Origin of the sequence: Psychrobacter sp. Arc9, assembly GCF_041431295.1 — a bacterium.
Classification (GTDB): Bacteria; Pseudomonadota; Gammaproteobacteria; order Pseudomonadales; family Moraxellaceae; genus Psychrobacter.
Map to the genome: position 1 here is coordinate 1 of NZ_JASMRK010000013.1, position 25,165 is coordinate 25,165.

Genomic DNA, 25,165 nt, shown 5'->3' on the forward strand with positions numbered 1-25,165 from the left:
TGGATGGAAAATGACTTATCTAAATTGTTTTATGATATTCATCCAAAACATAACTCTTTTGTAGTGCAGTGACTATAATACAATTTCTGTAAACTTGCTATATAGCTCAGTAAGAGTAGAAGGAATTTCCTTTGGATCATGACTTAATATTTGACCTAACAATATTGCAGTCATAGGTGTTTTTGGCAACATATTGAAGAGTTGTAAATTAGATATATCTGATCTTACATTTTTTCCAGGCTTATAATAAGACTGAACAATAGCCATTATTTGATTGTTTTGTAAAGGACAAATCTTGTACAAATCGAAATATTTATCTAAAAACACATCAAACTCATAATCTTCTATCTCTCTTGTTGTCAAGATAAATTTAAAACTTTGGTATTTTTTTATTATTTCATATAAGCCAATGATAAATTCTTTTCTTTCATCAACCTCTAAGTAATACTCATCAAATCCATCTAAAAAAACTATTAAATTAGGATTTTCTATATCACTTTCTATTCTATCCAATACGCTCGTTATATCGTTATCTAAATTTTTTACTAAATCATTTTGATAGTCAGAGAACTCAATTATTACTGGTATACATTCAGTCTTAGATTCTTTAAAGTCTTCAATAGACTTCAAAACATGATTAGCTACCAAAGCTGACTTACCAGACCCCATCCCTCCTTCTAGAAGGATAAGGTTAGAAATATCCAAAGCTTTACTAAGTGAGTTTACCTTTCTGAGATTAGATAATTTTATTTGCTGATTGTTTATCTCTTTCCTTTTTATCCTTATATCTACGTACTCAGTTGTAGACTGGTACCCTTGAGAGTTACCAATGAGAAGTTTTTCACACTTTTCATTCAAGTCATCGAAATAAAGATTCAATAACACTCTTGAGTCTTTCCAATATTCATCATAATACTTATTTATTAGAGGAACTAATTCTGTTTTACTTATAAAATTAATAGCATTACCTTTGAACTTTGCATGGACAACTTTTTTCGCTTGATTGCTAATAGTTCCATTAGTAACTACTACTATTTTATTTATTAATATTTCTTTTAAACCATTGTTTACATATCTGGGAACAACAAAACATTCTTCTATTTGTCGCGAGATTTCTGGCAAATCTTTTTGTGTTATTTTTCCAACTTTTACTACAACCCCTGTATATTCCTCATCTCCAAAATTTCCTACAGATTCTAAAACAAAATCTGCACCAAATTCCTGATTGCCTTGCGTATAGTCTACTTTAGTGAAGGATTCCATTCTAGTAAATAACTCACGTAGAACAGGGTGAAAATCTTGCACTTCCCTTACTATATCATTTTCCAGTTTTTTAGATTTCTCTTCATAATTCATATTTTCACCTTTTAAGTGTTTGATAATTTTTAAAACTATAACTATCTATGGTCTAAAACTTACATTCTGAGGAAATACTTCATATATTATCTGACAATACTTTTCCTTCCTTATAGTCTAATCCAAATAAAACCGATACAATATTTATAACAATCTTAATTAATGAAATAAACAATGACTTATTCAATAGACTATCGCAAACAGGTACTTTCTAGCATCGCTGATGGCATGACCATACGAGAAGCTGCGCTGTTTTATGGACTTAGCACCAGCACCATTCACAGCTGGCAGCAGAACCTAACTCCTAAAACAACCAGAAATAAAGCACCAACTAAAATACCTGATGACGCATTGATTGAAGACGTAAAAACATATCCAGATGATTATAACTATGAAAGAGCTCGTCGCTTGAACTGTAGTAAGACTGGCATCTTTAATGCTTTAAAGCGTCTTGGTATCAGTCAAAAAAAAGACCTTAGAACATCCAAAAGCGTGTCCGATAAAAAGAGCGGTATTCCAGAATAAGCTTGATAGCTTTACGCAGCAAGGCTACCCCATTGTCTATATATACGCGCGCGGCTTTGAGGCTGAAACCATTCGTTCTCATGGCTATGCACCGATTGGTACACCCTGTATCGATAGCTACAACTGGCAAGCAAAAAAGCGAACCAACGTCATCGGAGCTCTCTATGAAAACATGCTTTTTGCGCTTGATTACTTTGAGCAGAACATCAATGGCACCATATTCTACGACTGGTGCAAACACACTTTAATTCCAAGTCTCAAGACTAAATGCGTGATTGTCATGGATAACGCTCGGTTTCATAAAAGCAAACGTATTCAAAAGCTACTCAACAGACATGGCCATCGTATTCTTTGGCTACCACCGTACAGCCCTGATCTAAACCCTATCGAGAAGAAGTGGGCACAGGCTAAGTTTCTACGCCAAGGGTGGATGGAGAATAATCTACCTAAACTATTTTATGATATGGGCTGTATCGATTTTATAAAGACTTAACTATACTAAGGTATAATCATATTTACCACAAAAAATAAAATATTATAGATAATAGCACACAAATATTTAGTAAAATGGTGGTGCAAAAGATAAGTTAGAGAACTAACCAGTAGGCAATAAAAAACGCCATCACAATTGTGACAGCGCTATTTGTTAGTACAGATATCTAAGTGTGAGTTACAACGCTTTCAACTGCTCCATCTGCCCCGCCATAGTCTTAATCTGACCTTCTAACTCAGCCAGTTTCGTCGTCTCAGCATCGACTACTTCGGCTGGCGCTTTACTGACAAAGCCTTCATTACCGAGCTTACGCGCGATACCGTCGGCTTGCTTTTGTAGCTTTTCATGCGCCTTGCCCAGACGTGCCAGCTCAGCCGTAGGATCGATTAGCCCTTTCATCGGTACGAGTACCCGTAGCTGACCGACCATGCTTGATGACGATAGTGGAATCTTCTGATCAGAGCCGTCACCACTATTTATAATCTCTAGGCTCTCGACTTTGGCAAGCGCTTTGAACTGGTTTTTGATACGGGATAGACGCGCATCTTCGTCGCTAGAGACGTTTTGTAGTAGCACTGGCAGACGTACCGCGTTACCCAGTTTCATCTCACCACGGATGTTACGGACGCTCGCGATGAGCTCCTGTAGCCACGCCATATCCGCCTCTGTCTGCTCACTGATTTGGCTGTCATCGGTCTGTGGATAGTCAGCGACCACGATGCTGTCAGTGTTTTTACGACCCAGTAGCGGCGCGATGGTCTGCCAGATCTGCTCAGTCAGATACGGCATGATTGGATGGGTGAAACGTAGCGCCGTCTCTAGTACGTGCAGTAGCACATAGCGGATTTGCGCTTTACGCTCGTCAGACACCGAGTCATCATTTAGGCTGGCTTTGGCAAGCTCAACGTACCAATCACAGTACTCATTCCAGATGAACTCATAGATATCTTGGCTGACCATATCGAGACGATACTGAGCAAAATGCTGATGAATGTCTTTGACGCTTGAGTTCAGACGACTCATGATCCACTTCTCTGGTAATTCCCAAACGTCAGGGTTCGCCGTTTGGTCGATAGGCTTGGCATTGCTGTCACCATCGACACAGTTCATGAGTACAAAACGGCTGGCGTTCCAGATTTTATTACAGAAGTTACGATAGCCCTCGACACGCTTTAGATCAAAGTTGATATCGCGACCCGTACTGGCTAATGAGGTAAAGGTAAAGCGCAACGCATCGGTACCATAAGCTGGGATGCCTTCTGGGAACTCTTTACGCGTTTGCTTCTCAATCTTGGCCGCATCTTTTGGATTCATCATATTGCTGGTGCGTTTTTCGACCAGCGCTTCTAGCTCAATACCGTCGATGAGATCAATCGGATCTAAGACGTTACCTTTTGATTTTGACATTTTTTGACCATTGCCATCACGTACCAGACCATGCACATAGACGGTCTTAAACGGTACTTGCGGCGTGCCATCTTCGTTTTTCACGAAGTGCATGGTCATCATGATCATGCGGGCAACCCAAAAGAAGATAATGTCAAAACCTGTCACGAGCACGCTGGTTGGATGGAAGGTGTCCATCACGCGTGGATCAGCGTTGACGTCTGCCCAGTCAAGCGTACTGAACGTCCATAGACCTGAGCTGAACCACGTATCGAGCACGTCATCATCTTGGCGCAGTTTTACATCGTCACTTAGGTTGTATTTGCTACGCACTTCGGCCTCATCACGGGCGACATAAATCTCACCTGTCGCATCGTCATACCATGCAGGGATACGATGACCCCACCACAGCTGGCGACTGATGCACCAGTCTTGTAGATCAGTCATCCACGCCATATACATGTTTTTGTACTGTGCAGGGACGAACTCAATGCTGCCGTCTTCTACGGCGTCAATCGCAGGCTTGGCCAGCTCTTTAACAGCGACATACCACTGATCGGTCAACCACGGCTCAACGATCGTACCGCCACGCTCAGCACGTGGTGCTTTTAGCGCGTAGTCCTCGATATCTTCTAGCCAGCCTTGCTCGCCTGCTTGCTCTACAAGGAATTTACGCGCGGCAAAACGCTCAAGTCCTGCATATTCGCTCGGTGTGGTCTCAAGCTCTGGCTCACGCGTCTGCAGATCAGGATAAACTTCCATCGCTGGTAGGATATTGGCGCGCTCATCAAGGATGTTAATCAATGGCAAGCTATGACGACGACCTAGCTCATAATCGTTAAAATCATGCGCTGGAGTGATTTTGACACAACCTGTACCGAAGTCTTTTTCGACATAGTCATCAGCGACGATAGGCACAACGCGACCCGTAATTGGCAAGGTAATAGTTTTGCCAACTAAGTGCGCGTAACGCTCATCACTAGGATTGACGGCAACAGCGGTATCACCAAGGAGTGTTTCAGGACGCGTGGTTGCTACTACTAAATAGTTTTTACCATCTTGAGTCTTTAAGTCTTTATCTGTGAAATGATAGCGGAAATGCCACAGGCTGCCTTTTTCGTCGTGGTTTTCGACTTCTAGGTCAGACAGCGCAGTTTGGAATTTTGGATCCCAGTTCACCAAACGCTTACCACGATAAATCAAACCATCATCAAACAGGCGTACGAACACTTCTTTTACCGCGTTAGACAGACCATCATCCATGGTAAAGCGCTCACGTGACCAGTCAACCGAGCTGCCCAAACGGCGAATTTGACTAGTGATATTGCCACCTGACTCTTCTTTCCATTCCCATACTTTATCGATGAAATCTGCACGCGTCATATCACGGCGCTTGATACCTTGCGCTTCCAGACGACGCTCAACAACCATCTGGGTGGCGATACCCGCATGATCCGTACCTGGTTGCCACAACGTATTGTCGCCATCCATACGGTGATAACGGGTGAGCGCATCCATAATAGCGTTGTTAAAACCGTGACCCATGTGTAGCGAGCCCGTGACGTTTGGCGGTGGCAGCGCAATAGAAAACGACTCGTCTTTGTCAAAAGTCGGCTGAAAATAGCCGCTTTCTTCCCAGCCTTGGTACATACCTGCTTCAACTTCCGCAGGATTATAGGCGCTCTCTAATTGGCTTAGCGCCGCTTGGATCGACTGGGTCAGATTGGTTTTCGCATTGCTATCAATGCTGGTATCGGTATTAGGATTGCTCATAATAGGGTTATCTTATTGTTGATAATGAATGTGGTCAAAATGAGATAGCGCACAACGCTATAAAAACAGGAAAAATAGTTGATAGTGTGATTTTAACGCAGATAGGCAGATTTTGTTAGATGGTAAGACAATTTATAAAGCCTGAAGGCGATTTATTACCTAAATTGTTAATCAATTAACAACAGCAATCCGAAGAATGGGAAATATAATAGAGATTACTTATGCAGCAAAATCATTAGCCTATAACCAGCGAGCCAACCGTGTCCCAAGATACCGAGCATGACCATGATTCTCAGGCTAATCTATCAAACAATGAGCGTGTGAATACGAGCACCACCTCTCCTATACCTGAAGGTAACGATACGCTAGAAAAAAGTAGCAGCCCTTCCAAAGACGATGAGGTAAATAAGGACGTAGACGACACTACAGACAGTCATGCAAACGAAATTTCAGATAGTGACGCAGACGAACCTATCAAAGCCACCGAAGATCTGGATAATGATGACCTACCAGAAGAAATCAGCGACGAAGACAAAGAAACCATCAAAAAGGTCGCCAGTGATGACAATCTAAGCCAAGCGAAAAGCTACGCCAGTATCTTAGTCGAGCAAGTTATCCACGCAAAAGAAACCTTTGAGCGTTCACTTGGCTCGCTATTTACCAGCGCCTTTACAGCTGGTCTAGAGATTGGCATCAGCTTTTTTATGATTTTATCAGCGTTTGCCCTACTTAATGACGTGATACCAAGTCGCTATGCCATGGTACTGTCGTCACTGCTGTATCCGATCGGCTTTATTATCGTGGTGATTGGTCAGTCGTTATTATTCACCGAGCAGACTTCCCTCTTGAGCTTACCTGTCTTAAATAAGATTGAGCCGCTGCACAAACTCCTGCGGCTATGGGGCATTGTCATCGCGGGTAATATCGTTGGCGGCTGTCTATTTGCAGCGTTAATGGTTGGTCTGGGGCTACATATGCATCTGTTTACAGACCATGCCATCGATGTTTATGCCGAGCATATCTTAGGTTTTGAATGGTGGGTTATCTTTGGCAGCGCAGTGTTGGCAGGCTGGATGATGGGCGTGGCTGCATGGCTAGTAACCTCTGCACGAGATACGCTTAGCCGTATCGTACTGGTGACGATTATCACTGGTAGTATTGGGTTTTTAGGTTTGCATCATAGTATTGTGGGTAATATTGAGGTATTTTCAGCGCTGCTATATGGCAATACCGTCAGTCTCTGGCGCTACTTGGTATTTTTAGTCGTGGTACTGGTGGGTAATACGGTGGGCGGTGTGGTATTCGTCGCGGTACTCAAAAACCGTACATTCTTGTTTGAAATTGAAAAAGTCAAAGAGCAAGCTGCCGAGGCAAGAGCGAAAATGGACAGACGAAGATTCTAGACTTGAGCTAAACTGGTTTGAGCTAAACTGGTTTGAGTTAAACTGATTTGAGTTAAAACGAGCACTAAACACAAAAGCCCATAACCTGCTTCATTATACAAAGCGGATTATGGGCTTAATTTATTGCACCATACATTGTTGATTTTTGCCAAGTATTGTCTCAACTGGCGCAACAGTGCGTTACTACGGTTATTTTAAACCTCTTACATTCTACGTGCTGCCAATACACTGTTTTCTATCTCGGTTCTTTTGGCTTTATTATGCTGGGTAGTAAATACTCTGACCATGATACCAGCGGTCAAGAACATGATTAGCGTATAAATGGCTGGCGTCATCGACATCTTATAGTTAGCCAATAGCGTCAGTGCCATAAACATTGAAAGCGTACTGTTTTGTAGGCCGACTTCCATAGTAATCGAGCGTCTTTGTGCAGGATTTAGACCGAACCATTTACTGGTGTAATAACCAAGCGCCATCGTCGATACGTTCAATATCAATGCCACAGGGCCAGTAGCGATTAACGCTTCAACGATAATGTCTCGTTGCACATAACTTAAGAAAAGTACCAAGAAGCTCAAAAATATCACGCCAAAACGAGACACCATTACCTGTCCCTTATCTGCCGCGTTAGGCACATAGCGTTTGATCAACATACCAATACTGACGGGTAAGATAGTCAGAGCAATTAGGCTGATCATGGTCTTGACCACTGGTAACTGAAACTCACTACCCGCACCCATGAAATATACGAGCGAAAAACTAAGGACGATAGGAATGGTAAATACGGTAATGACACTGGCAATAGCGGTCATGGTGACCGAAAGTGCGACGTCACCTTTGGCTAAATAGGTAAATAGATTCGATGTCGTGCCACCAGGACACAGTACTAGCAACATAACCCCAACGGCATACTCTGGCTCGAGAGACATGGTGGTTGCCAAAGCAAAACCTACGAGCGGTAAAAATATTAGCTGATTGGTCAAGCCTATGGCGACTGCTTTAGGGTATTTGACGACTCTCTTAAAATCATTGGTAACTAAGGACAATCCCATCCCCATCATAATCAAAAAGATACTAATGGGAATGACTTTTGCATTTATAAACGTGACTAACTCAACACCTTCCATAACTACATCCTTGTAGATAGAGCCCTTACACGGGCAGGTTTATGACAACCTCGTCATGCTCAATCAGCCAATCCTGCTGATATCTTGGGTAAAAGCCACCGACGTTGTCAGCTCTTTATATGAAACTTTTCCATACAGTCGTATTTTTTAAACCGACAATTTTTGATAAAACTGGTTACTACGAACCGAAATAATAACGGAACGGCAAAATTCAGTATATCGTTGTAAAAGTGTATGGTTTTGATTTTTCTGACTACTTGTCAGTCAATTATAGGTTTTTACACTTGATAAAAAATTAGAAATGATTTAGGCGGGGATTTTGTGATTTACAGCAGATGTGGGTTTAATATGGTCAATACTAATCACTGCCGTACCGTAGGCAATGGCTTCGACCATACTGCCTAATTGGTTGACATTGGTTACCTCAAGACGTAACCCGTAGATATGCGTGTAGCCTTTGGCTTTTGCCTCAGTCCGCATACGAACGATGGCTTCACGGCGCGCACGATCTAGCAAAGTCTCATAGGTGGTTAAATTTTTGCCAAAGACACTTAGTACACGAGCGATAATCATTTTGAAATAATCTTGAGCGATGACGACACTACCAAGCACTAGCTCGCCTTCACTGCCCGCTGCTAACTTGGGACGATATAGACGTTCGCTTGAGACAGTGATATCGCCCAATGCTTGCTCTGCTACTGTTAGCTGTGCCAAATGCTGACGCTCATGGCGTGACCCGAAGAACCAGCCAGCTGCGAATAAGAAGACAAACGGCCCATAGTTGATGAGCATTTGCGTGAGTGAATCATTCATAGCACGTTTCTCATCATAAAAAGCATCGGTGCTTTTAGCATTATAGTTTTTAGCATTGTAGCTTTTAGTATTATAGGACTAACCAAAAGGGTTGAAACGCGGTAAGTCATCAGGTGCGACTTGGGTCTGAGTACTCAAATTTTGACTAGAATGGTTGTAACCATCGCTTGGCGGGTTTTGATACTGCTGCTGTGATATCGGCGCAACTTTAACCGCCGTACCATAGACAAACAGCTCTGAGGCACCTTGGGCGATGCTAGAAGTCGAAAAACGTAGACCAACCACCGCATCAGCACCTAGTGCCTCTGCTTTGACAATCATGCGATCGATTGCTTCTTGGCGTGACTCTTCTAATAGCTCGGTATAAGCCGTCAGCTCACCGCCAACGATGTTTTTTAACCCAGCAAACAAGTCTTTACCGACGTGCTTTGAACGCACGGTACTACCGTACACCACGTCTAGGCGCTCGGTAATTTGATAGTTAGGTAAGTGTTCAAGGTTAGAGAGTTGCACAGTCATAGGATGACCTTATCGGTGACTTATAAAACGTATAGTAAATCAAAGCGCTGCGATACAGCATAGACAAGATAGAAACAGCACCGTTAGAAGCGCTGCTTCTAAGCTTTATTAATCGTTGGTATGGAACAATAAGAACAGCTCAGTTAAATTGCCTTCGATGCTATTGGCCATCTGTACCATTTTGTCTTCGTCTTTACGCATCTCAGATAGCTCTGGATCTTCATCATCGATACCGCTTAGTACGATCATTGGCAAAGTCAATACCGCGACGTCTTCTGCCGTTTCTTGATCTTCAAACCAGTCACTTGCTTCATCACCATACATGGCATCGACAAAACCGATTGACCAAGCAACGATGTCTGACTCGTCAGAGAAATCAACCGCCACTTCTTCGTTACCAGCATCTTCACCAAATGGTAATTCGATCGGCGTCTCGTTTTTTAGCTCAGCCATGATCGAATCGCGCCAGCGTTTGATGCCATCGATGACATTTTCTGGAATCTCACTTACGTGACCTTCGAACAGGGCATCCATCCAGTTAGGCAATGGACGACCGATAACCGTCGCTGTCAAAAAACCATGCGCTGCGACACTATCTAGCACGAACTGGCTTTCTTGATTGTCCAAATAGTCTAGTAATTCATCAAAACTTAGTTGGTTACTCATAATTTGGTTTTCCTTAGCAGATAGATGTCATCAATCGCAGTGGGCGATCGGTTAAATAAAAGAGGACGAGTACTTCAGTAGAGACTAAAGGCTGCTTAATTAATCAAACTCAAGCAACCTCTATCGGGTAAGTATTATCGAGATGAACTGGTTGCGATCAAGCCTAGAAAAGTAGCAAACAGAAGGCAACCAACTTGACTGGTTAAATGATTTTAGTCATTAAAATAGCCACTATCATAAAAGTAGCTACTAAAGCACTTTAGTCCACTGAAACGACTGATGCCGACAAATTAAAAATCGTCATCATCCCAATCGTCACCGTCTTCATCGAAGTTGTCTATGTCGTCTAGGTCGTCTTTTAACTCTTTAGCCAAACGCTTTTCTTCTAGCAAATTATCGATTAGCCGACGTTTTTCAAGACTACTTAAACGTGTACGTACGCTCGTCTCAGCTTCTTCAACCATCTTTGCATCATCATCGTCGACAAAATCATCATCAAAATCGTCGTCAATATCAGCGTCACTCATGACAAACTCCTATCATTTTTAGGCAAGGGTATTAAGAATACATCAATATATATATGCCTTATAAAGTCTCTATTGAATGTTGTCAATCCTTTTTCGCAATATGGTACATTTCAACTCTACGATTAAGATAGTCCAGTAGGCTATATAACAGACAATTGTAATATAAATGACCAAATACAGTCGGCATTAAATGTCTAGCTCACCCTCATCTTCAATCATTAGAACTGCGTTGCGCACATCGGCCAAACGCTGAATCAATGAGTCGTTAGCACCGTCAAATATCGCACACTCGCGCTCATAGACAGTGGTTGGGCGCATGATGTTATGTACTTGTACGTGATTACTGATTTGCTTGAGACCGGCATTTGGCAATAGTATCAATAGCTGCTCTTTTTTGCCGATACTCTGGAGCAAGTGAGTCATTGGCTCTGACTGCGCATCATCACTCACGCCCGCTTTCGCTGGCAAAGCAAAGCGCGACAGCTCAATGTGCTTGTCGTGGATAATTTTGTTGAGCATTAAATATAGCTTGGCAAGCATCACGCCTGCGAGCGCTACTTTTGCGTGGCTATTATCAGCCTTTAGTACCACACTTGCACCATTGTCTTCAAAGTGCGCTTCATTCATCGCACTCACGCCCAGTAGCAATGGTTGTCTTAGTAGCTCAGTCACGGCCTGATTGAGCAGCTGGGTGCAGAGTGCTAGATACGGAAGACGCTGCGCAGGTGCAAGGCGTTCAAGCATATTGAACTCATCATGGAATACGACTTGAACTTTGACGCTATCAACAGACCGTGTGGCAGACAGTTTAGACGTATGACTGGCAACTTGAGAAGCAACACCGTCTGTATCCGCTATTTCGCTACCTTCACCCGCACTCACTAGATTGTCAGTATCACTACCTGTTTCTTGGTTTTGCTGAGTTCTAAGGTACTCGTTCACTTCATTATGTACATTAAACTTGCGGGCATTAGTCACTTCGTCATCTGTGGTGTTTGCCGTATTATCAGTCGCTACTTGACTGTCTGCTAAATGAGACGCTGACTGACCCGTTGACTGGCGCTCAAGTTCACGGTCATAGCCGCGTTGATCGACTGGTCTATATTGGTCACGATACAGCTCTTGGATATCTCGACTCAATGCATTGATTTGCTCTTTGGTCGGACGAGCGAGGTAACCGTAAATCAACCACAGTAGTAAATGTAACAGCATGGTGCCGATAACAAACGGCCATTGCATGGCGATAATTTCGCCTTTGCTAACGTCTTTTAGAGTCAGTGCAACGCTACCGATGACTGCATCGCCATTGGTAGCGATTTGACGAATGGTGTCGCCTTGCTGCATCGGCGCATTGCCTACTGGCACCAAGATATCATCGTTGTTGTCCTTAATCAGTATCCGTGTGACGTCTTGCTCGCTGGTATAGCGGTTGGCAATAACGCTTAAGCTCACACGGTCTTTGTTTTCTAAAGACAACCTTGCTTCATCAATCAGCTGGGCGACCATCTGCTCGCCTTTTAACGCACGACTATTGCTAAGCTGTTGGTCAGTACTAATGACCAATAACAGCGTCTGCAAACAAAAACTAACCAGAAGAATAATGGCAAACAACCCTTGCCGCGGCGCTAAATACGTCATGATATGTTAAACTTTTTTGGAGAGAAGAAATTAAAAAACGAGGCTATTGCTCATTTTTTGGCTAATTTTTAAACAATTGTGATGTGCGCCAATGGTAGTGCGCACATATTGATAAAGCAGTACTGCTTATTAATGACTATCAACACCATCAATTTTGCCTTGCTATCTTTTGCGAATGCATCGTTAGTAAGAAAGCATCGTCAATCAACAGTCAGCTTATCTCATCTACTATATCACCATAATAACCCTTATAGCGTGAGCGCTTTATAAATTTATCATAATAACTTTATTGCATTTTCTATGGCTTCTTACGCCATAAAATCTGTTTTTTAGCATCATTGTTACTTTGCGCGTCATCTATAGGCGCTGCCCAGTAAAACTGTTATTATTCCTAATCTTATATGAGCATACAAGGGACAATTGAGCCATGCCAAAAAATACATCTTATTCGTTACCAAAAGACAGCAAAGCATGGCAACAAGCCGTTGATTCTATTGCGGCATTATTACCCGAAGATACCAATTTGCAAGACTTTGATGCGCTACAGTCGCTACCTGTTTTTGCGCTCATCGTAGTACTGCCGACTCAAGTATCTGCGTTAGATATTCATCAGTACGTTCAGTCGTGGGTCGATGAACAGCCAAGCTGGCATCTAGTAACGGTTGCCGAAGATACTGACGCTAGCTTCGTCAATATCACGGTATCTGATACAGAACCTACAGCGGCAGACGCACAGCGCCTACCCTTTACCCATACTCAGGTCTACCGTTATCTACTAGTACCAGTCACTGACACGCTGATGCACCCTGGCAAAAAAACCGCAGCCGCTCACATCATTGATGATCAGCTGACCACTCGCCTGCGTCGTGACCTAACTGAAGAATATAACAATACACGCAGTGCAGATAGCACAGGCAACATAAACGTCGTAGACTGTCATATCTTGTCTGTCGGTCATATGCTACGGACGCACAAACTTGCCTGCTTTGACATGGATTCGACCTTGATCGAGCAAGAAGTCATCGTAGAGCTAGCAAAAACGGCTGGGATTGGTGAAGAAGTTGAAGCCATTACTGAAGCAGCAATGCGCGGTGAGATTGATTTTGATGAATCGTTTGCTCAGCGTGTGGCCTTGCTAAAAGGCACTTCTATTGATGTGCTGGATGATATCTGTAGTCGCTTAACGTTATCGACTGGTGCACGCACGACGATCAGTGCGCTAAAAGCATTGGGTTATCATACGGTGCTAGTATCAGGCGGCTTTACTTATTTTGCCCGTTATATCGCGGAGCAGCTGGGTATCGATGAAGTGCATGCCAATGCTCTAGATATCGAGGAAGGTGAAGTGACTGGTCATGTACAGTGGCCCATTGTCAATGGTGCCAAAAAAGCTGCTATCGTTGAGCATACCGCTGAGCGCTTAGGCATTGAGATGTCACAAGTGGTCTGTGTCGGTGACGGTGCTAATGACTTACCGATGATGGCATTGGCCGATCTGGGTGTGGCCTATCATGCCAAACCAATCGTTCAAGCACGTGCTGATGCAGCTATCAACGTGACAGGGCTTGAAGGTACTTTGTACGCTCTTGGCTATCCTGCACTGGCGCCTACTGAGTAATTACAGGACGCTTTATGCCATTTCATAAGCTAGGTTAATGTTTTGTCATTAATCTGGCTTTTATGCTTTAGGGCGTGGCTTAAACAAGAAAAGTAGCGTAGATAGTACCGATATATTAACTAGCCATTTGACGATATCTGGTAAAATTTGGCCATTTTTAGTTCAGTTAAACGACTATCAAATGCATTAAAGACATGCCTTAGTACGTGATGATAATTAATAAAATCTGCTATGCAGACTGATGTTTAGCTAACGCTTATTTTAGTTATTACTCATTTTTAGATGCTACTTATTTTTAGCTAATGCTTACTTTCAAATAACACTTATTTTTAGATGATAGAGGAATGCTCATGACGGCACCACAATTTCCACGGCCAACTCAGCCGTCAGCGCCAACGCCACTAGAACAAGATACGGTACCTATACGTACTGATAGCCCTAAGCAGCTGGTAGGTATCTATGTCAAAGGTATGGCCATGGGCGCAGCTGATATCGTACCTGGCGTCTCTGGCGGCACTATTGCGCTGATTGCAGGGATTTACGAGCGCTTGATTAACGCACTTGGCAGTATCGGCCCCAATCTTTGGACGATATTTCGACAAGAAGGTGGCATCAAAGGATTCGCTGCGATTTGGCGACAAGTAGACGCGACATTTCTATTATGTTTGCTACTGGGTATTGCCACTAGCTTTGCGACCTTAGCTGGTATCATTAAGCATTTATTGGACAACCAACCTTTGCTTATTTGGTCGTTCTTTTTTGGATTGGTTGTCGCAACGGTATTTATCTTGCTTAGTGAGATTAAGCGATGGAATATAGGACGTGTCGCACTGTTTGCGACTGGGCTTATTGCCGCCGTAGTTATCAGTAGTATGCCATTGCTTACAACCACGCCCAGCTTGCCGTATCTGTTTTTTGCAGGGGCAATTGCTATTTGTGCCATGATCTTACCGGGTATATCAGGGTCGTTTATTTTGCTATTGCTAGGCGCTTACGATGCAGTATTAGAAGCAGTCGATACGATGAATCTGAGTGCCATTTTCACAGTCATTGCGGGTATGGCGACTGGGCTATTGCTATTCACGCGCGCACTTAAGTGGCTACTCTCGCATTATTACCAAGCTACTTTGGCATTGCTGACAGGCTTTATCGCAGGCTCTCTAATAAAAGTATGGCCATGGAAAGTAGATGCGCTAGGCTCGCTAAATACTGAAGCTGTCCATAATGTCATGCCATGGCAATACCCTACTGGCGCACAGTGGTCAACGACAGTAGGACTTATGCTACTCGGTGCTATCCTAGTTTCGTTATTATCGTGGTGGGGTAATCGTACCAATCGAGGCTAAGTATTTAGCAAACTGTCAATCCTGCTTTCTAGTTTGGCCTGGTTTGCTAGCTAATAAACGTCGTCCTAGACTAGAAAAACCATTTCCGTATTCCTCAAAATAAGCGCCTGACCTTACGGCGCTTAGCCTAAAACCTAGCCAACAAATATCGCAAAAACAAGCCAAAAACAAGCCAAAAACCAAACGTCAACGGTTGTCGCAAAGTCGCCTGCACCCTCTTCAGCTTTACTCAATAACCTCTCATAATAGTCTTATTGGAATTCACCTTATGAATAGCGAGATGAATGATGTTAATGACTATATTTTCTTTTATCGGTGTAGAGGCATGGAGCGGCGCGGCATGGCTGGGTTATGGACTCCTAGCCAGTTTAGTAGTGGTGCTCGCCTTGTCGTCATATCGTTGGCTACTGCTATATCTGTTTGGCGGTATGGCCTATTGGTTCACCGTTGAGTTGATTCAAAATATATTAGCCGGTCGTCCTATGTTGATGGAGCTATCATCATGGCATCGCTATATCATCGCTATGGGCATCAGTTGGTTACCGTTGGCAGCTTGGGTACTGTATCGGGCATTACGCTATGATGATGTGAGTCAGACCGTTAGCCAGCAACGTGAGCTAGAAGCCGCACGCTATATCGAACACACTCCTGTCTACGATGATAACTATCAGCCACGTTTCCGTTAAAACTGTCCTATTTATACCTCTGCTTGTCTATATCAATACCTTACTTACGTCAGTGACATCGAATGTTACAAGATACTTAACGCTCTCTACTTAACTCCTAAAGAGTTGACACCCTGTGATAGTTTATAATCCAGTTATATATTTGTCATAAAAACTGGTATAAAGTACGCTTTATTTTTATGCCTCATTTCTTTAGGAGTTCTGCTATGTTTACTGTTCCTGTATTAGATATCAAATCTGATCCATTAGATGCTTTATTGGCTGTTGTTGGCTATCGTTTGTCTATGTTAGCTGATAGCGATAACGAATACGTCAAAGCGTTGTTCGCTGATCGTCAAGTTACGATTGAGTTTGCTAGTACTGAGTCTGATATTGCCCGTTCTTTTAGCTTTGACAATGGACAATTCAGTCAACAAAGCGGCCATGCAAAAGAAGCCGATTTGACCATCACTTTCAAAGACTCTATGACTGGCGTTAGACTGCTAACCAAAGGTAGCTTGCCTGCCTTTATGACTGCTGTACAAGAAGGTAACTTGAGCATCGAAGGCGACTATAGCCTAATGATGTGGTTTAACAAACTTGCCAAGCATATCGTTCCAGCTATCCCAGAAGAGTGCAAACCATATATTCAAAAAGCCAAACCTTACGCTTATAAAGCCCAGAAATTTGCTGAGCATTGGGTTGGTATTGCTAAGCACAAACTTGGTAAATAAAAAGAATGGTGCACTGAGCGGTAGTCATTGGTAGAATGGATGATATAGAACTAGATAGCCAAACGTATAGTTACTATTTATGTGCGCTACTGTGACAATTATACATACTGTCTAGCAGTGTTCTGATTTTCTAAAAAGGTTGCGGTATACTATACGGCAACCTTTTTTGTTACCTTATAAATGACAATAGATAAAAACATTGGTTTTATTTAATAACATTTAATTCTTATAAAAGGACTTACCTTATGGCAGGATTGCTTAGCATCTCCGAACCTGACGCCACCCAGCCAACTGATCTAGCCACTCAGCCAGATGCGACCAACAGTGATTTTTTGGCCAATCTAGCCACAGACGCGACTCAAACTGATAGTAAAGTTGCCACCACGTATAGCCGTGAAGAAATCGCGCAACTGTTTGACTTACCTTTAATGGACTTGCTGTTACAAGCACAAACCATCCATAGAAAGCATTTTACTGCTAATGAAGTACAGATCAGCACGCTACTCTCTATCAAAACGGGCAACTGCCCTGAAGATTGCGGCTACTGCTCACAATCAGGCCATCATCGCGACACCACCAAACTACAAGCAGAAAAACGTATAGAAGTTGACAAAGTCATCGCTGCGGCCAAACGCGCCAAAAACAGTGGCTCATCGCGCTTCTGTATGGGTGCCGCGTGGAAACATCCAAGTGCCAAAGACATGCCTTATGTGGTTGAGCTGATTAAAGAAGTAAAAGCACTAGGTCTTGAGACTTGTATGACACTGGGTATGCTTGATACCAATCAAGCAACGCAGTTGGCCGATGCAGGATTAGATTACTACAACCATAACCTAGATACTTCGCGCAGCTACTACGAGCAAGTCGTCAGCACGCGTAGCTATGATGAGCGTTTAGATACGATAGAAAACGTGCGTAACTCTGGCATTAATGTCTGTAGTGGCAATATCGTTGGTATGGGTGAAAGCCGTGATGACCGTATCGACTGGGTACTTGAGCTGCTAAAAATGCCAAAAGCGCCTGAATCAATTCCAGTCAACTTACTGGTGCCTATTGCAGGTACACCGATTGGGGACAAAGTACTGGCCGAAGGACAGCTGTCTGTACTTGAATGGATTCGTACTATTGCGGTCGCCCGTATTTGCTGCCCGACTAGCTACGTGCGTCTATCTGCTGGCCGCGAAAGTCTTTCAGATTCTGAGCAGGCATTAGCCTTTATGGCAGGTGCTAACTCATTCTTTTATGGTGACAAGCTTCTTACCACTGGTAATGCAAGTCAATCAGGCGACGACAGACTCATGCGTGAGCTTGGCCTAACCAAACAGTTTGCTGCACCAAGAGCGCCTAAAGTACTGCCTGTATTGGATGCGATGAATGGTCATCAAACACAAGTTGTATTGGCAGATTAAGCCCACGCTAAAAAATATAAGCTAAGCAAGAGAAACTATGATGGCAGATTATTTTAACTGGATTAAAGCGGCACACATTATTTCGATGGTCTGCTGGTTTGCGGCGATATTTTATTTGCCGCGCCTGTTCGTTTATCATGCGATGAGCGACGATAGTATCAGTCATGAGCGCTTTGCCATTATGGAGCGCAAGCTATATCGCGGCATTATGACCCCGTCGATGATAGCGACATGGATCTTTGGTCTATGGATGTTGGGACTAGGCTGGGAGGTCTATAAAACCCAAGGCTGGCTACATGTTAAATTGCTATTAGTAGTGCTACTGTCAGGCTATCATGGTGCTTGCGGCTTTTATCGTAAAAAGCTAATTGATAATCCACATTATAAAACGCATAAATTCTGGCGCTGGTTTAATGAAGTGCCGGTCTTTGCCTTAGTGATTATCGTCATTCTAGTCGTGGTAAAACCGTTTTAACATCAAAAATATTACGGATAGCTGCACACCAAAAGCGTCCGCAACTTCAATGAGTTGCGGACGCTTTTTTTATCACATTATATAGTGCTGATGATGCCTAGACGCTAGGGCGCATAATTTGATAAACATTGCTTAAATCATAAACGCGATAACGAGCTGGTTCACGGCGATTTTCGCCAGCATAGCTCAGTATCAATGCCTGCTTAGCACGCTCATCGACCCAACCGACGAACAGTCCGCTATGCTCAACGCCATTGTAGCCATGATTGATATAATAGAGCCAGTCGCCTGCTTCAATCTCACTGCTACTAGCATAAGGCCCTTGCGCATAAGTGCCTTTGTGTATGGTATTACGCGATACCCCTGCCCGATTGAATACCGCATTTAAATAGTCCCAGCAGCCACCTTGAATAATCGTGCGCTCGTTAAGTGCCATTTTGCGGGCGGTACTGACCACCTCACGTGCTGCCATACTACTCTGCGTCTCGGCATTGCTCAATAGCGGTAGATACTCGCTATCGACATTGTCATAGTTGCCTGATAAAAACGCTGGTAAGACTGTAGGTGCTGAACGCTGTACCTCAGGATAACGATAGGACGTATTCATCGTTGGTTGAATAGATTTTTGGGCGATAAGCATACTCATACTATCTGCATGGGCTTGCCCTACCATGCCGCAGGTAAATAGTAATAAACCGCACGACACGGCAACTGACGGTATAGACAAACGCAGCATGACTAACTCCTTGTCAACTAGATCCCAATGACAGTATCAATAATAAGAAGGATAAATTTTATAATCCTACTTATAAACCATTTGCGCACAAATCTGCAAGCACTATTCGCCTGCGATAGGTGATAGACGGTATAAATATACTGATGGATGACGATACTGGGAAAACGCGCGTCGAGTGAAATTTAAAGTGATATTTGAGTTAGGAATTTAGATAATACAAAGATAATAGCTATGCTTTCGTAAAGTACGAAATTGAGAACATGCCCTAATTACTCTTCATTTTAATATTTACATGACGTTTCGTTAGCGCTTGCCCTTCTAAGATAGCTTTAGCAGCTTTTGCTTCTTGAGCACTCTCGAAACCAGTAATATGATATTTGCGAACGTCACTGCTATCGACAATCTGTAATTGCTCGCCAATCAGCGTTATCTTATCACCATCCGTTAAATGAATATGCTCACGCTTACCTAGATTGTCATGTACCAACTCGCCAGCCCTTACCCATAATGTGCCACTGCTAATCATACCGCTCATGGCTTTCTTGTGCTGTTGGCGCTTTTTATTAAAAATAAAGCTACCAATAATAAGCAGTGCAAGCGCACCAATGGCTAGACGCTCAGGCAATAAGCTCATCGCCATGGCGACTGCGACAGCCCCTACCAATAATGCAGAACCAAACCAAAACATGCCATTATCAGCAGCATTTGATTGCCCTTGTAAGGTGATTTTGGCGCCATCATCTGTCAGCTTGAGCATGTGTTGTTACCTATTACGTAATGTACGAATATTTTCTATTAAAAAACTGCCTATTAGCAGCTAACAGGCAGTTATTGACACCAAAAACAAAGACAAAGACAAAGACAAAGACAAAGACAAAGACAAAGACAAAGACAGTATGTTGAATCTAAACGCTAGTCTACCAACCAAGCGCTGTCTGTTGCATTTTAATCAATTCAGCGATGCCTTTTTCAGCTAATGACAGCATAGCATCTGCTTGAGCACGAGTGAACGGCTTTTCTTCAGCAGTACCTTGTAGCTCAATGTACTCGCCTTTTTGGGTCATTACAACGTTCAAGTCGGTATCGCAGCTAGAGTCTTCTTCATAGTTCAGATCAAGATACGCTTCGCCATCTTTCATACCAACAGAAACCGCAGCAACCAATCCGATTAGTGGATCTGTTTTGAGTTTTTTGGCCTTTTGGATACTCTCTAGCGCATCGATGAGTGCAATTGCAGCGCCAGTGATACTAGCCGTACGAGTACCACCATCCGCTTGCAGCACATCGCAATCAAGATAAATAGTGTTTTCACCAAGTTTACTCAGATCAATCATGGCACGTAAGCTACGACCGATCAAACGCTGAATCTCTTGCGTACGACCTGACTGCTTACCGCGAGCCGCTTCACGCTGATTACGCGTGTTGGTCGCACGTGGCAACATACCATACTCGGCTGTGATCCAACCTTTGCCTTTACCCTTGAGCCAGCGCGGCACACCAGATTCTACACTGGCAGTACATAGTACTTTGGTATCGCCAAAACTTACCAATACTGACCCTTCAGCATGCTTCGTATAATGGCGCTCAAAGCTGATCGAGCGAAGTTGGTCAAGCTCACGATTGTCAATACGCATAAAAATTCCTAGTACAATGTTATAAAAGCAGTGTCATAAAAATACCTATCAGTTGTCAGTAAACACATTGATAGGTATGTAGTCGACTAAAATCTTAAGATATCCTAACGTGACAACGGCGCAATAGCAAGATTCGCTCCTGCCATTACGCCACCGTTATCAACAGAATGTCAGATATAAACTATTCTAACCCTTCCATCTTACGCAATTCCTTACGTAGGATTTTGCCAACGTTCGACTTTGGTAATTCGTCAACGAACTGTATATGACGTGGGCGCTTATAGCCAGTCAGTTGTTTCTTGCCATATTCTAGTAGCTCTTTTTCAGTCACGTTGCCTTTTTTGACCACAAACAGCTTTGGCTCTTCGCCGCGATCATCGTTTGGAACACCAATAGCACCGCATTCTACGACTGCTGGATGCTCACTCATCGCCTCTTCAATTTCGTTTGGATAGACGTTGAAACCAGAGACTAAAATCATGTCTTTTTTGCGATCGACAATTTTGATAAAGCCTTTTTCGTCCATGATTCCAATATCGCCAGTTTTTAAGTAACCGCTAGCCGTAAAGGATTCAGCAGTTTCTTTCGGACGATTCTGATAACCAATCATGACCTGTGGGCCTTTTACACAGATTTCACCGCGATCGCCCATGGCTACTATATTTTCGTCATCATCAATGAGTACGATATCGGTGCTAGGCGCAGGAATACCGATTTTTCCGGTAAATTCTGCAATAGTCATCGGATTGAAAGCCACCACGGGTGAAGTCTCAGATAGACCATAACCTTCAACGATAGGCAGGCCTGTGATTTTATGCCACTCTTTCGCTACGCTAGGCAATACTGACATACCGCCGCCGATAGATGCTTTTAGATTAGAAAAGTCCAAATTAGCAAAGTTATCTTTGTGTACTAAGCCATTGAACAAGGTATTTACAGCAGGAATAAACGCTGGCTTGTACTTAGCCATCTCTTTGATAAGCCCATCAAGATCGCGCGGATTCGGAATGAGTAGCGAGGCATAGCCTTGATACATACTACACATACCGCAGACCATAAATGAGAATACGTGATATAGCGGCAGTGCGGTCAAAATCACATCTCTACCATCTATATCATCATCAAATGCACTGTTCATCAGTGCGCTGACCTGTAACATGTTGGCGACTAGATTGCCGTGAGACAGCATCGCGCCTTTCGCTACTCCTGTCGTACCACCGGTATATTGCAGCAAAGCCACATCGCTTAAGTTTAACTCAGGGCGCTGGTACTTACTGGCTGACTCAGCATTTAAGGCATGCTTGAAGCTCACGCTATTCGGTATACTATAAGCAGGAATCATCTTTTTGACATGACGAGCCACGAGGTTGACCACAGCTCCTTTAATCGTACCTAGCATATCACCAATGGTACACACGACTACATGCTCTACCTGACCTTTGTCTTCAGCATCTTGATACGTCTTAGCAAAGTTTTCAACGATAAATAGCGCTTTCGCACCACTGTCATGCAACTGATGTGATAGCTCACGGCTGGTGTATAGAGGGTTTACATTGACCAACACCATCCCTGCACGAATGATACCCAAAGCGACCACTGGATACTGCAAGACGTTGGGCATCATTACCCCAACTTTATCGCCTGCGACCAGTCCTATTGACTGCAAATAGCTAGCAATCTGTCGGCTATATAGATCTAATTGCTTAAAAGTAATCGATGCACCCATGCAGATATAGGCAGGTTTTTGGCCATAACGGCTAAAATTACGCTCGAACACATCCAGTAAAGAGGTATTGTCTTCTGGCATCTCGATAGTAGCATCGATGCTATAGCGCTCATAAGCGCTCAGCCACGGACTATCGCTATCGATGGTCGGCATAGTAGGAAACGCATTGCTTTGATAAACGTCGTTAGTAGTATTGGCTTTATCATCAGTTGCAGCGCTATTATCTGTCGTTTTTTTATTAATATTATCCGTCATAATTTTCCCTAAATGTTACTGTTAAAAATATTGAATATGCTAATGGAAACACCATTTTTTATGATTATTGCTGACAGCAGAAGCTTATGAATAAGAAATAGATAAGTATGATCGGGTTTATCATTCATAAGCTTTGCAATTAAAGGACGACACTAAGTCCATGATAAATAATACTAACACTTAGCACGACCAAGTCGAAAATGATATTTACTACTATGATTTCACTAGTTGTCTTAAGTAAAACCAGTACGGTTTTTTGGACAAAAACAAAAATACGTCGATGGGCACTATAGCAGTTTTAATAGATATTCTCTATTAATAGTAGCTGTCATCCGCAAATGTCAAAAGCGATAAAGACAAAAAAATGATAAGACAGCATGGTTGCAGCCTTATCATTTTTGGTTACTACTTTAGTTACTACAGCATCTAATCGTGCGTTACTTTCACATGTATCTTTGGTTAATACACGCATCTATCAAACAACTCTTTAGGTGCGTGTATCAGCAAATTAACCGTGGTTTTTTTCTTCAAGTACGCGTAGATCTTTACGCAAAATCTTACCAACATTCGATTTTGGTAGCTCATCAATAAATTCAACACGACGAGGACGCTTATAACCTGTTAAGTTCTCTTTGCCGTACTCAAGAACTTCGTCAGTGGTCAGACTTGGGTCGTTACGGACAACATAAATCTTAGGAATCTCACCACTTTTCTCGTCTTCGATACCGATGACGCCACATTCTAAAATCTTAGGATGGCCAGCCATAACTTCTTCGACTTCATTCGGATAAACGTTAAAACCAGACACCAAAATCATGTCTTTTTTGCGGTCAACGATGGTCACATATCCGTTGTCAGCCATGATACCGATATCACCAGTACGGAAGAATCCATCTGCTGTCATGACTTCGGCAGTAGCATCTTCGCGGTTCCAGTAACCTTTCATGACCTGTGGACCACGAACACTAATCTCACCGCGCTCACCAAGTGCCACTTCATTACCAGCATCATCCAAAATCGCCACATCTGTTGCTGGCATCGGTACACCAATGGTACCTGTGAATGTTTTGCTGTTGCTAGGGTTAGCGGTCGCGACTGGTGATGTTTCAGACAAGCCATAACCTTGAATAATAATATTACCTGTCACTTGGCGCCATTTTTCGGCTGTTGGGCTCAGTACCGCCATGCCACCACCCATCGACTGACGCAGCTTGCTATGATCCATCGCTATAAATTCTTCGTTGTTGGCAAGCGCGTTGAACAACGTGTTTACCGCTGGGAAGAACGCTGGTGGGTTGGCTTTATATGCTTTTAACAAGCTATCAAGATCACGTGGGTTTGGTACTAATAGCACCACACAACCGCGATACAGACCGAACATGCCACATACGGTAAATGAGAAAATATGATACATCGGCAATGCCGTCATAATCACAGGTTGCTCACCTCTTTGATCTAAATCATCAAAAGCGGTGCCCAAAAAGGTATTAGACTGAATTAAGTTTGCCACCAAGTTTTTGTGCGTTAGCATCGCACCTTTTGCCACACCCGTTGTACCACCGGTATACTGTAGGACGGCGATATCATCAAGTGTGATATTGGTTGGGCGCTTATATTTGCTAGCAGTGACTTGCTTTAGTGCTGTTTTGAAGCTGATGCTATTAGAAATACTATAGTCTGGCACCATTTTTTTGACATGGCGGACGACCGTATTAACCATAAAGCCTTTGAGCGTACCCATCAAATCGCCCATACCCGTAATCACGACTTTATCGACCACATTGCGACCGATGTCTTGATAGGTTTTGGCAAAATTTTCGACCATGATTAGCACTTTGGCTTCTGAATCAGTCAACTGATGCTCAAGCTCTCTGGTAGTGTACAGAGGGTTGACGTTAACTAAGGTAAAGCCTGCACGTAGTACAGCGATGACAGAGATTGGTAACTGCAAAATGTTGGGCATCATGACCGCAACTTTATCGCCTTTGACCAATCCTAATGACTGTAGATAAGCGGCCATTTGACGGCTGTATAAATCTACTTCTTGGAAGCTTAACGATGAACCCATGCAGATATAGGCAGTTTTATCAGCATTTTCAGCGAAGCTTTTTTCGAAAATATCGATAAGTGACGTATTGTCGGCTGGCAATTCAATGTCATACTCCAGACCAAGTTCTTCATACGTTTTTAGCCAAACTTTATCGTCACGACGGGTTAAGTTTCCTTGATTTTCCATAATCTTTTCTCTCCTAGTAATAATACATTACCGTCAACCCACGCCAATCACAGTGTGATAAATATACAAAACGTCAGAGTCTTGCCTATCGTTATGATAAAAAGC

Annotated in this window: 22 protein-coding genes; 9 read left to right on the forward strand and 13 right to left on the reverse strand. The window is 43.0% G+C overall.

Annotated features, from left to right (window positions below; genetic code table 11):
• Positions 1–72: 72 nt before the first annotated feature.
• Positions 73–1,356 carry an NACHT domain-containing NTPase gene (locus QO187_RS08550; RefSeq protein ID WP_371548016.1) on the reverse strand — a complete coding sequence of 428 codons (1,284 nt, stop codon included), beginning with the start codon at positions 1,354–1,356 and terminating at the stop codon, positions 73–75.
• Between the two features lie 174 nt (positions 1,357–1,530).
• On the opposite strand from QO187_RS08550, the gene QO187_RS08555 reads away from it, so the two are divergent.
• Together QO187_RS08555 and QO187_RS08560 are read left to right on the forward strand one after the other, a co-directional pair.
• Complete coding sequence (locus QO187_RS08555) at positions 1,531–1,881, forward strand: IS630 transposase-related protein (protein ID WP_102093161.1); 351 nt, start codon at positions 1,531–1,533, stop codon at positions 1,879–1,881.
• Complete coding sequence (locus QO187_RS08560) at positions 1,808–2,374, forward strand: IS630 family transposase (protein WP_228153173.1); 567 nt, start codon at positions 1,808–1,810, stop codon at positions 2,372–2,374. The genes QO187_RS08555 and QO187_RS08560 overlap by 74 nt, the downstream gene beginning before the upstream one ends.
• Before the next feature lie 177 nt (positions 2,375–2,551).
• Here QO187_RS08560 and QO187_RS08565 read toward each other — a convergent pair whose 3' ends face one another.
• A complete protein-coding gene (locus QO187_RS08565; RefSeq protein WP_102093162.1) occupies positions 2,552–5,533 on the reverse strand; it encodes a valine--tRNA ligase in 2,982 nt (993 codons plus the stop codon).
• 260 nt (positions 5,534–5,793) lie between these two features.
• On the opposite strand from QO187_RS08565, the gene QO187_RS08570 reads away from it, so the two are divergent.
• Positions 5,794–6,936 (forward strand): formate/nitrite transporter family protein, encoded by a 1,143-nt coding sequence (locus QO187_RS08570; protein WP_371548018.1) that lies wholly within the window; start codon positions 5,794–5,796, stop codon positions 6,934–6,936.
• A gap of 203 nt (positions 6,937–7,139) precedes the next feature.
• On the opposite strand, the gene QO187_RS08575 is transcribed toward QO187_RS08570, so the two are convergent.
• The 6 genes from QO187_RS08575 to QO187_RS08600 form a co-directional block, all read right to left on the reverse strand.
• Positions 7,140–8,063 carry a bile acid:sodium symporter family protein gene (locus QO187_RS08575; protein ID WP_102093164.1) on the reverse strand — a complete coding sequence of 308 codons (924 nt, stop codon included), beginning with the start codon at positions 8,061–8,063 and terminating at the stop codon, positions 7,140–7,142.
• A gap of 306 nt (positions 8,064–8,369) precedes the next feature.
• Positions 8,370–8,876, reverse strand: coding sequence for a YbjQ family protein (locus QO187_RS08580; RefSeq protein ID WP_371548020.1), 507 nt, complete (start codon positions 8,874–8,876; stop codon positions 8,370–8,372).
• 78 nt (positions 8,877–8,954) lie between these two features.
• Positions 8,955–9,395: a YbjQ family protein gene (locus tag QO187_RS08585; protein WP_371548021.1), complete on the reverse strand. Its 441-nt coding sequence runs from the start codon at positions 9,393–9,395 to the stop codon at positions 8,955–8,957.
• Between the two features lie 108 nt (positions 9,396–9,503).
• On the reverse strand, positions 9,504–10,061 hold the full coding sequence (locus tag QO187_RS08590) for a YecA family protein (RefSeq protein WP_057761653.1): 558 nt from the start codon (positions 10,059–10,061) through the stop codon (positions 9,504–9,506).
• Positions 10,062–10,351: 290 nt separating this feature from the next.
• Positions 10,352–10,588, reverse strand: coding sequence for a PA3496 family putative envelope integrity protein (locus tag QO187_RS08595; protein WP_057761656.1), 237 nt, complete (start codon positions 10,586–10,588; stop codon positions 10,352–10,354).
• 186 nt (positions 10,589–10,774) lie between these two features.
• Positions 10,775–12,226 (reverse strand): hypothetical protein, encoded by a 1,452-nt coding sequence (locus QO187_RS08600; RefSeq protein ID WP_371548024.1) that lies wholly within the window; start codon positions 12,224–12,226, stop codon positions 10,775–10,777.
• Between the two features lie 427 nt (positions 12,227–12,653).
• Between QO187_RS08600 and serB the strand changes: the two genes are divergently transcribed.
• From serB to hemJ, 6 genes are all read left to right on the forward strand, one after another.
• Positions 12,654–13,844, forward strand: coding sequence for a phosphoserine phosphatase SerB (gene serB, locus QO187_RS08605; RefSeq protein WP_371548026.1), 1,191 nt, complete (start codon positions 12,654–12,656; stop codon positions 13,842–13,844).
• A gap of 350 nt (positions 13,845–14,194) precedes the next feature.
• The gene (locus tag QO187_RS08610) at positions 14,195–15,190 is read left to right on the forward strand and encodes a DUF368 domain-containing protein (RefSeq protein ID WP_371548028.1); all 996 of its coding nucleotides are present in this window, start codon (positions 14,195–14,197) and stop codon (positions 15,188–15,190) included.
• A gap of 293 nt (positions 15,191–15,483) precedes the next feature.
• Positions 15,484–15,876: an AciT family ciprofloxacin tolerance protein gene (gene aciT / locus QO187_RS08615; protein ID WP_224737784.1), complete on the forward strand. Its 393-nt coding sequence runs from the start codon at positions 15,484–15,486 to the stop codon at positions 15,874–15,876.
• Between the two features lie 206 nt (positions 15,877–16,082).
• Positions 16,083–16,589: an SCP2 sterol-binding domain-containing protein gene (locus QO187_RS08620; RefSeq protein WP_371548030.1), complete on the forward strand. Its 507-nt coding sequence runs from the start codon at positions 16,083–16,085 to the stop codon at positions 16,587–16,589.
• A 245-nt stretch (positions 16,590–16,834) separates the two neighbouring features.
• Positions 16,835–17,998, forward strand: coding sequence for a biotin synthase BioB (gene bioB, locus QO187_RS08625; RefSeq protein ID WP_371548032.1), 1,164 nt, complete (start codon positions 16,835–16,837; stop codon positions 17,996–17,998).
• 40 nt (positions 17,999–18,038) lie between these two features.
• Positions 18,039–18,473: a protoporphyrinogen oxidase HemJ gene (hemJ, locus tag QO187_RS08630; RefSeq protein WP_160023579.1), complete on the forward strand. Its 435-nt coding sequence runs from the start codon at positions 18,039–18,041 to the stop codon at positions 18,471–18,473.
• A gap of 97 nt (positions 18,474–18,570) precedes the next feature.
• On the opposite strand, the gene QO187_RS08635 is transcribed toward hemJ, so the two are convergent.
• The 5 genes from QO187_RS08635 to QO187_RS08655 form a co-directional block, all read right to left on the reverse strand.
• Positions 18,571–19,209, reverse strand: coding sequence for a hypothetical protein (locus QO187_RS08635; protein ID WP_371548033.1), 639 nt, complete (start codon positions 19,207–19,209; stop codon positions 18,571–18,573).
• Between the two features lie 265 nt (positions 19,210–19,474).
• Positions 19,475–19,966 carry a hypothetical protein gene (locus QO187_RS08640; protein ID WP_101206065.1) on the reverse strand — a complete coding sequence of 164 codons (492 nt, stop codon included), beginning with the start codon at positions 19,964–19,966 and terminating at the stop codon, positions 19,475–19,477.
• 160 nt (positions 19,967–20,126) lie between these two features.
• A complete protein-coding gene (gene rph / locus QO187_RS08645; RefSeq protein WP_371548035.1) occupies positions 20,127–20,843 on the reverse strand; it encodes a ribonuclease PH in 717 nt (238 codons plus the stop codon).
• Positions 20,844–21,024: 181 nt separating this feature from the next.
• A complete protein-coding gene (locus QO187_RS08650; RefSeq protein ID WP_371548037.1) occupies positions 21,025–22,824 on the reverse strand; it encodes an AMP-binding protein in 1,800 nt (599 codons plus the stop codon).
• 508 nt (positions 22,825–23,332) lie between these two features.
• Entirely contained in the window at positions 23,333–25,060 is a 1,728-nt protein-coding gene (locus QO187_RS08655; RefSeq protein WP_201605936.1) for an AMP-binding protein, read from the reverse strand.
• Positions 25,061–25,165: the final 105 nt, after the last annotated feature.